Here is a 9,174-nt window from a genome sequence, read left to right on the forward strand (position 1 = left end):
ACCTGCTTAGTTGTGACGTGCTCGCTTAGCAGCCTTTTCACGAGCGTTAGTATCCAAAATTTGCTTCCGGAGACGAACGTGATGGGGCGTAACTTCACAATATTCATCATTATTCAAGAATTCAAGTGACTCTTCAAGTGACAAATGGGTTGGTGTCTTGATACGCGCCATATCATCGGAACCGGCAGCCCGCACGTTAGTCAGGTTCTTACCCTTGGTGATGTTGACAGTAATGTCGTTTTCACGACTATTTTCACCAACAATCATCCCTTCATACACATCGGTACCTGGATCGATTAGGAGTGTTCCACGACTTTCAATACCCATCATGGCATAGGTGGTTGCTTTACCAGCGTTCATTGAAACCAAAGTACCTTTTGAACGACCTGGATTCCAGTTCTTGATAACTGGACCGTACTTCTTAAAGGTATGGTTCAAGATGCCGTAACCACGAGTCATTGACATGAATTCTGTTGAGTAGCCGATCAAACCACGAGAAGGTGCTAAGAAGGTCAAACGAGTCTGACCGTTATCAGTACTTTCCATGTTCTGCATCTCACCCTTACGCTGTGATAGCGAGTCGATCACACTACCGGTATATTCATCTGGTGTATCGATTTGAACCTCTTCAAACGGTTCGCTTTGAACACCATCAACGTTACGATAGATAACTTCTGGACGTGAAACTTGAAGTTCGAAGCCTTCCCGACGAAGGGTTTCAATCAGAATCGAAAGGTGCAACTCACCACGACCAGATACGACCCACGCACCTGGTTCGTCAGTATCGTCAACCCGCAACGACACATCAGTCTCCAGCTCAGTCTTTAAACGGTCTTCCAACTGACGGCTAGTCACGAATTTGCCATCTTGCCCGGCAAATGGCGAGTTATTGGTCCGGAAAGTCATTTGTAACGTTGGTTCATCGATTCGCAGAATTGGTAGGGCTTCTTGCGTATCAGAAGCCGTGACGGTTTCACCAACGTTAATGTCATCCATACCAGAAACGGCAATCAGATCACCAGCCTTGGCTTCATTGATTTCCAACCGTTTCAGGCCAAAGAAACCAAACAATTTAGTGACCCGGAAGTTCTTGGTCGAACCATCAAGCTTCATCACAGTGACGTTGTCGCCCACTTTAATGCTGCCACGGAAGATCCGGCCGATCCCAACACGACCAACAAAATCGTTATAATCCAACATTGCAACTTGGAACTGAAGTGGTTCGTCGGAATTATCGATTGGCGATGGAATGTGCTTGATGATGGTGTCAAAAATTGGCTTCATCGTGTGCTCTTGAGTGTCCAAATCAGGATCATAGCTGGAAGTTCCGTTCATGGCTGAGGCGTAAACAACTGGGAAATCCAGTTGGTCTTCGTCAGCACCGAGTTCAATGAACAAATCCAAAACTTCGTCAACCACTTCTGAAGGACGGGCCCCTGGTCGGTCGACCTTGTTGATCACAACGATTGGTGTCAAATGTTGTTCCAAAGCTTTTTTCAACACAAACCGGGTTTGTGGCATCGTCCCTTCGAAGGCATCAACAACCAGCAAAACACCGTCGACCATTCGCATGATCCGCTCAACTTCACCACCGAAGTCAGCGTGTCCTGGGGTATCCAAGATGTTGATCTGCTTGTCCCCATAACGAACAGCAGTGTTTTTCGAAAGGATCGTAATCCCACGTTCCTTTTCGATAGCGTTAGAGTCAAGCGCACGGTCACCAATTTCCGTGTGTTCATCTAAAGTATCTGATTGTTTTAATAATTCATTGACCAAGGTCGTCTTACCATGGTCAACGTGGGCAATAATTGCGATGTTACGAATGTCATCTCTGGTTTTCAAAATGTTGTTCTTCCTTTCATAAAAGCATGATTCTAAACTTATTTAATGGTCAAAATGCAGCGCAGTCTTAACACTCTACACCTTGACTTGACGCCATAAAAAAACTGTGACCAGCGTCACAGTCAGACGTTTTAACCGATGATTGGCAGAATGTCTTGTTGTGCTTTTACCGTTGCTACCATTACGAAGTCTGATGATAGCATATCTAGTGCCTGTCCGTCAACTGTCGTAGCTGTAAGTCCCAGACTTTCAGCGAGAATTTTGCCAGCGCCAAAATCCCACGGCTTTAAATATGAGAGGTAAGCCACAATCTCACCAGTCAGCAAATGAATCATTTCGATGCCAGCTGAACCGTAGACTCTAAGCCCCGAACTAGCTTCGACGACGGCTTGCAGGTTCTTGTAATTATGCACCAGCATTGGAGCGCTGACACTGACAAGGCCATCACGTAAATTGAGGTTAGCTGGCGCAGATAGTGGCTCATCATTTTTGAAAACCCCAATTTGTGGACCACCAGAGTAAATAACGTCGTTCATCACATCATAGACGTAACCAAGAACACCCTCACCATCGATGTAGAGTGCAATCATGATAGCAAAGTGGTCATGTTGCTTAACAAAGTTCATTGTCCCATCGATTGGATCAACGACCCACACCCAGCCGGAGGTCTGCTTGATCTGATCGCCAAAACCTTCCTCACCTAAAATTTGACTCTTAGGTGCAAATGTCCGAATCTTATTGATCAGCAACTTTTCATTTTCCTTATCGACGTTAGTGACCAGATCCTTACGACTAGTTTTTTCCGAAACATTAAGGTTTTGTTGCATTTTCCCCAAAATAAAGCTTCTTGAGGCTTGCAGCCACTGTTTCACTGCACGATTGACCCGGTGTAATTCAGCTTCGTTCATTATAACGCCCCCTTGGAACCATTTTAAGCGACTTTTTATTGGTTGCTCGCGCTTCTTTCAAGGCGTGGTACCAACTATAGCCGGTTGCCTGTTCAAACTGCTTATCGAGCTGTTTTTCCTGAGATTTGGAGGTTACGATCTTTTTGAACGCAGCATAAGCTGTTAATAGATCAGCAACACTAACCCCTTGTGCAAGTTCATAAGCGTTTTCAATTTGGCGATAAAACGCTGTGACCGTAATAATCTCCTCAGTCGTCCAGTCAGACGCCAAGGGATAGCTAATGTTCTTCAAAATGACACCTCATTATTTCGATTTGATTTCAACAAAAGCTATTATACAGCAAAAAACAAATCCAAACATCATCGGCACATTATGCACTGCCATTTTTAATAGCTTTCAAAAATTGAAGGCCAGAAGGTAAATTGAAGGTAAACAACTTTAGTAATGCGTTTTAAAGTTGTCAATTCATGACCATCGAAGTCGCTCACAGTAACCGACATCACCAGTTTCAACTGCATTGTAGGCTCAAAAAAGGACCAGACAAATGTCTGATCCTTTTTGAACACTATCTCTAACGCTGTTTTTAGATATGAGTTGGGAAGCCAATTGCAACATCGGCAGCTTCCTGAACAGGTTCGCTCAACGTTGGGTGTGGATGAATCGTTAAGGCAATATCCTCAGCGTTCATACCACCGTTAACAGCCAAGCTCAGTTCAGCAATCAAGTCAGAAGCGCCTGGTCCAACAACCTGAGCACCGACTAGGTTGTTACCGTCCTTGGTAGTTACCAAACGGACAAAGCCATCTGGTTGATCAAGTGAAACGGCACGTGCATTACCAGCAAATGGGAACTTCGAAGCCTTAACTTCGATACCCTTGTCCTTCGCATCATCTGGAGTCATACCAACTGTGGCTAACTCAGGATCCGCGAAGCAAACGGCTGGAACGCCAACCCAATCATTGGCAGTCTTCTTACCAGAGATTGCACCAGCGGCCGTTTTTGCTTCAAAGAAGGCTTTGTGAGCCAATGCAGGACCTGGTACGATATCACCAATAGCATAGATGTTTGGTACTGAGGTACGACCTTGTTGGTCAACTTCAACCAAACCATGGTCACCAATCTTAACATCGGTCATTTCCAGACCAAGGTCATCAGTGTTAGCCTTCCGACCAACAGTAACCATGCAATAATCAGCTTTAACAGTTGATTCCTTACCGTCAACTGAGTAAGTAACGGTTACACTATTGTCATCTTGAACAGCATTCTTAGCCATGGCACTGGTGATAACATCAATACCCTTCTTCTTCATCTGCTTCAAAACAACCCGAACCATTTCCTTATCAAAGTTTGGCAGAATTGAATCGGTACCTTCAATAATAGTAACGTGTGAACCTAAGTTAGCGTATGCACCTGCTAATTCAGTTCCAACGTAACCACCACCGATAACAACGAATTCTTTAGGGATCTCTGGTAAGCCCAAACCACCAGTCGAGTCAACGACGCGACCTTCAAACTTAAAGCCAGGAATTTCAACTGGACGACTGCCAGTAGCGATAATCAAGTTATTAAATTCGATGGTCATTCCGTCATCAGCACTCATGAACTGCTTAGGACCGGTTGAAACGACCCGTAACTTAGTGTTGGAATCCAGCACAGCCTCACCTTGGATAAGTTCGACTTTGTGCTTCTTCAGTAGCATCCGAACACCATTGGTCATCCGATCAACAACCTTCTTTTGCTTCCATTCCTGGGTCTTACTGAAGTCGATAGATGGTGCTTGAGTAGTGATGCCAAATGTAGATGCATCCTTAGCATTTTGGAAACGATGACCAGCATTGATCAAGGCTTTCGAAGGCACACATCCAACGTTTAAACATACCCCACCAACAGTATCTGACTTTTCAATAACCGTGACGCTTTGACCAAGTTCCGAGGCACGGATAGCGGCAACGTAACCACCAGGGCCTGAACCGATAATGACAGTATCACGTTTTTCAACATCTGACATATGCGGGTCTCATCCTTCCATTAATAACATTTGTGGATCGTGAAGCAAGTCGTTCATCTTGTTCAAAGCATTTTGAGCTAATGCCCCATCGATCAAACGGTGATCGTAACTGAGTGACAACTTCAAAATGTTGCCGACTTCAATTTCGCCATCGTCGTTGACGTAAGGTTCCTTGGCAATCTTGCCAACACCTAAAATAGCAACTTCAGGCTGGTTGATAACTGGTGTGAAGAACCCACCGCCGATTGAGCCAACGTTACTGATAGTGATCGAACCACCAGACATTTGGTCAGCTTTCAACTTGTTGTCATAAGCAGCTTGAGTGTTATCAGTGATTTCCTTGGCAATTTCAAACATGCCTTTAGAATCAGCGTTCTTAACGTTTGGTACGTACAGACCATGATCAGTGTTGGTTGCAATACCAATGTTGTAATAATGCTTATAAACAATTTCTTGAGTGGTGTCATCAATTGAAGCATTGAATTCTGGGAATTCCTTCAAGACGGCAACCAGTGCCTTAACAATGTAAGGTAAGAAGGTCAAATGAATATCTTGATCAGCAGCAACTTGCTTGTACTTCTTCCGGTTAGCCATCAAAGCAGAAACTTCAACGTCTTGGAACGAAGTAACATGCGGTGCAATGTCCTTTGATGTCCGCATTGCTTTAGCAATGGTCTTACGCATCATTGACATTGGTTCACGAGTCTCAAGGTCAGGCTGTGATGATACATACGGCTTGATTGCTTGAGCTGCAGGAGCGGCTGCGGCTGCAGGAGCAGCAGCGCCAGCTGGTGCTGCGGCACCGTTGAAGTTATCAATATCAGCCTTCAAGATCTGTCCGTGATTACCAGTTGGGGTAACAGCAGTAATATCAACGCCCTTATCACGTGCATATTGACGAACAGATGGCATTGCCAATACTAGCTTGTTCGGGTCAGACTGCGCCGGTACGCCGGTTGGAGCGGCTGGTGCAGCTGGGGCTGCAGCGGCTGGTGCTGCTGCAGGAGCAGGTGCTTCTGACTTTTCTTCTTCTTTAGGTGCTTCAGCAGGAGCTTCTGCTGGTGCGTCATCTTCAGGTGTGTCAGGTGAACCATCATCAATGGTAACTAAAGTGTCACCAATTTCAGCAGTTTCGCCTTCCTGTTTAAAAATCTTCTTAATTGTTCCGGCCACTGGTGATGGCAGTTCAGAAACAGACTTATCGTTTTGGATTTCAACTAACACGTCGTCTTCCTTAACTTTGTCTCCTTCTTTAACTTGCCATGATGCAATTTCACCTTCGGCCATCCCTTCACCAAGCTCTGGGAGTTTGAATGCAAAAGCCATGGGAAAACTTCCTTTCTATATCACAAAGTAGTCGTTTAAATTAGTAGTTTAAAATTTCACGAACTTTTTCTTCGATATCGTCCGCATTTGGCAGCCAGTCATTTTCAACTTGTGCCCATGGATATACGGTATCAGGAGCAGCCACACGGCCGATTGGTGCGTCCAAGTTCATGATAGCGTGTTCAGCGATCTCAGATGCAACGTGTGCACCGACACCAGCCATCTTTTGAGCTTCTTGAACGATCACCACTTTGTGCGTCTTTTCAACTGACTTGAAAATCGTATCAGTGTCAATTGGTGACAATGAACGAAGGTCGATCACTTCAGCAGAAATGTTTTCCTTAGCTAATTTGTCAGCAACCTTGAGTGATTCGTTAACTTCAGCACTGTAAGCAACGATAGTAATGTCACTACCTTCACGTGCTACTTTAGCTGTGTCTAGCGGAACCGTGTACTTACCTTCTGGAATTTCATCCTTCATTGAACGATACAACTTCAGATTTTCCAAGAAGAGAACGGGGTCGTTATTTTCAACGGCTGAAATAACCATTCCCTTAGCATCGTATGGGTTAGCAGGTGTAACAACCCGTAGACCTGGAGTTCCAATGTAGTAGTTTTCAAGGTTATCAGCATGCATTTCAGCAGTATGAGTACCACCACCAAATGGGGTACGAACTGTAATAGGCATTGCACGCTTGCCACTGAACCGGAACCGGTTACGTGACATTTGACCGCCTAATGAGTCAACGGCTTCAAATGTGAAGCCCATAAATTGAATTTCTGGAATTGGACGCCAGCCAGTAGCAGCTAAACCAATGGATAAACCTAAGATCCCTGATTCAGCCAATGGGGTATCGAAAACCCGGTCTTCACCATACTTGTCTTGCAAGCCTTGGGTAGTCCGGAACACACCACCATTTTTACCAACATCTTCACCAAAGATCAAGGTCTTTGGATCTTCGCCCAAAACAACGTCTAAACCATCTGTAATCGCTTTGATATAAGTTAATTTAGCCATGGTTACTTCGACTCCTTTGCTTCGAATCTTGCAATATCAGCTTTGATTTGTGGAGTTGGTTCTTCAAAAGTCGTCTTCAACATATCAACAACTGATTGCGTAGGTGTATTTTCAGCTTCTTTCATTGATGCTTTGAAGCTGTCCTTGTATTCCTCAACAAGTTTGTCTTCTTGGTCTTGTGACCATAATCCCTTATCTGTTAAGATCTTACGCATCCGAATTAGTGGGTCACGGTCAAACCAAGGTTTTTCTTCTTCCTTAGTCCGGTAACGACTAGGATCATCACCAGCACTTGAGTGAGCACCGTAACGATATGTTAAGGTTTCAACTAAGACAGGACCATTACCAGCAGCTGCAAATTCACGTGCTTCTTTAGTAGCCAAGTAAACAGCTAAGACATCCATACCATCAACTTGAACAGCTGGTACACCTGAAGCAACACCTTTTTGAGCCAAAGTTTCAGCAGCCGTTTGCGTCTTACGAGGCACTGAAATAGCCCAGCCGTTATTTTGAACCATGAATACTTCTGGTGCTTGGAATGAAGATGCAAAGTTAACACCTTCGTAGAAGTCACCCTGTGAAGTACCACCATCACCGGTATATACGAAGGCAACGGCATCTTTTTCACCGTTCTTCTTAATACCTAAAGCGGCACCTGCTGATTCAACATATTGGGCACCGATAATGATTTGAGGGAACCAGTTACGAGTTTCACCATAATCGTCACCAACGGCGTTACCTTTTGACCATAAGAAGCCTTGAGTAACTGAAGCACCGTGTTGAATTAATTGTGGTAAGTCACGGTATGCTGGGAACAGGAAGTCTTGATCCTTGAATGCGGATACAGACCCCATTTCTGAAGCTTCCTCACCATAGGTTGGAGCATAGAAGCCCAAACGCCCTTGACGCGAGAAGTTCATTGTTTGTTCGTGCAATGCACGTTCCCAAACCATCTTTTTCATGAAATCAACTAACTGATCATCTGAAAAAGTATCGAAAAGTTCTTGATTCACGATCTTCGCATTTTCATCCACAATTTGGAATGTCTTCTTGTACGGATCGCTCATCGTGGCTTTAATTGATGCGAAATCAATTACATGCCCAGTTTTCTTCGCCATAACTAACACTTTCCTTTCCGTTTGTATGCAATCGATTTCAATCACATATTTTCATGCACTTGAAACCGTTTGCTTTCTCAACTACACTCTTAAATTACCACGCTTTCAGAATTCGTGCAAGCCCTTTCATTACTTTTATATCGCAAAAAAGACGAAGTTGCCCGCAAGTAAAGGAATCTAGTTTTCTGAAAAAATGTTTGTGTTTTTCTTCACATTTTTTTGATTTCATTTTTCCTGACCAATATGCTAAAATTAATAGTTAGACTTACTTGTTAATTAACTTCGGAGGTAATATTCGTGATATTAATGAAGGATATCGTCAGAGACGGCGATCCCGTCCTGCGCAAGGAAGCTGCAAAGGTCAGCTTTCCACTGTCAGATGACGATCAGAAACTGGCCGCTGAGATGATGGAATATCTTGAAGTCAGTCAGGATCCAAAGCTCTGTGAAAAGTATGGGCTACGTGCTGGCGTTGGCCTTGCTGCCCCTCAAGTGGGTGCATCCAAGATGATGGCGGCGGTTTTAGTTCCACCTGCAGAAGAAGGCGGCCAATCACCATTTAAAGAAGTCATCATTAACCCCGTGATTATTAGTCATTCGGTTCAGGACGGCGCCTTGACTGAAGGTGAGGGTTGTTTGTCCGTGGATAAGGACGTTCCAGGTTTCGTTCCTCGACACGACCGAATCACCCTTCGATATCAGGATACTCATGGTGAAACTCATAAGGTACGGCTCAAACATTATCCTGCCATTGTCTGCCAGCATGAGATCGATCATCTGCATGGCATTTTATTTTACGATCATATTAATCATGATAACCCATTTGAGGTCAGTGATGATACCGTCATGTTTGATTAACCATTATCAGCTGCCCTCAACTCGTAACAATAAAAGTGGGATAAAACTCGATTAGATCCCAAAATGCAAGCAAAGAGTGCTGCAGATTCCTGGTT

General features: G+C 44.3%; 8 protein-coding genes. 1 reads left to right on the top strand and 7 read right to left on the bottom strand.

The features are described from left to right. Window positions 1-6: 6 nt before the first annotated feature. The 7 genes from typA to pdhA all read right to left on the bottom strand — a co-directional run bounded on the left by typA (window position 7) and on the right by pdhA (window position 8,221). A complete protein-coding gene (typA, locus tag GM612_RS01660) occupies window positions 7-1,842 on the bottom strand; it encodes a translational GTPase TypA (RefSeq protein WP_155430627.1) in 1,836 nt (611 codons plus the stop codon). 131 nt (window positions 1,843-1,973) lie between these two features. After that, entirely contained in the window at window positions 1,974-2,750 is a 777-nt protein-coding gene (locus GM612_RS01665; protein ID WP_155430628.1) for an inositol monophosphatase family protein, read from the bottom strand. Beyond that, complete coding sequence (locus tag GM612_RS01670; protein WP_155430629.1) at window positions 2,737-3,042, bottom strand: UPF0223 family protein; 306 nt, start codon at window positions 3,040-3,042, stop codon at window positions 2,737-2,739. The genes GM612_RS01665 and GM612_RS01670 overlap by 14 nt, the downstream gene beginning before the upstream one ends. A gap of 292 nt (window positions 3,043-3,334) precedes the next feature. Next, window positions 3,335-4,759, bottom strand: a complete 1,425-nt coding sequence (lpdA, locus tag GM612_RS01675; RefSeq protein ID WP_155430630.1) for a dihydrolipoyl dehydrogenase — start codon at window positions 4,757-4,759, stop codon at window positions 3,335-3,337. A gap of 9 nt (window positions 4,760-4,768) precedes the next feature. Then, window positions 4,769-6,085 (bottom strand): 2-oxo acid dehydrogenase subunit E2, encoded by a 1,317-nt coding sequence (locus GM612_RS01680; protein ID WP_155430631.1) that lies wholly within the window; start codon window positions 6,083-6,085, stop codon window positions 4,769-4,771. Window positions 6,086-6,125: 40 nt separating this feature from the next. Next, window positions 6,126-7,103 (bottom strand): alpha-ketoacid dehydrogenase subunit beta, encoded by a 978-nt coding sequence (locus GM612_RS01685; protein WP_155430632.1) that lies wholly within the window; start codon window positions 7,101-7,103, stop codon window positions 6,126-6,128. 2 nt (window positions 7,104-7,105) lie between these two features. Continuing rightward, window positions 7,106-8,221 (bottom strand): pyruvate dehydrogenase (acetyl-transferring) E1 component subunit alpha, encoded by a 1,116-nt coding sequence (gene pdhA / locus GM612_RS01690; RefSeq protein ID WP_155430633.1) that lies wholly within the window; start codon window positions 8,219-8,221, stop codon window positions 7,106-7,108. Between the two features lie 297 nt (window positions 8,222-8,518). Between pdhA and def the strand changes: the two genes are divergently transcribed. Beyond that, window positions 8,519-9,079 (top strand): peptide deformylase, encoded by a 561-nt coding sequence (def, locus tag GM612_RS01695; RefSeq protein ID WP_343031744.1) that lies wholly within the window; start codon window positions 8,519-8,521, stop codon window positions 9,077-9,079. Window positions 9,080-9,174: the final 95 nt, after the last annotated feature.

It is taken from the genome of Secundilactobacillus folii, assembly GCF_009720675.1.
In the GTDB taxonomy this organism is placed as follows: Bacteria; Bacillota; Bacilli; order Lactobacillales; family Lactobacillaceae; genus Secundilactobacillus; species Secundilactobacillus folii.

Bases quoted from the DNA above. Each gene is read 5' to 3' on its own strand.
- GM612_RS01685 (WP_155430632.1), bottom strand. From the start codon at position 7,103: ATGGCTAAATTAACTTATATCAAAGCGATTACAGATGGTTTAGACGTT.
- GM612_RS01680 (WP_155430631.1), bottom strand. From the start codon at position 6,085: ATGGCTTTTGCATTCAAACTCCCAGAGCTTGGTGAAGGGATGGCCGAA.
- lpdA (WP_155430630.1), bottom strand. From the start codon at position 4,759: ATGTCAGATGTTGAAAAACGTGATACTGTCATTATCGGTTCAGGCCCT.
- pdhA (WP_155430633.1), bottom strand. From the start codon at position 8,221: ATGGCGAAGAAAACTGGGCATGTAATTGATTTCGCATCAATTAAAGCC.
- GM612_RS01665 (WP_155430628.1), bottom strand. From the start codon at position 2,750: ATGAACGAAGCTGAATTACACCGGGTCAATCGTGCAGTGAAACAGTGG.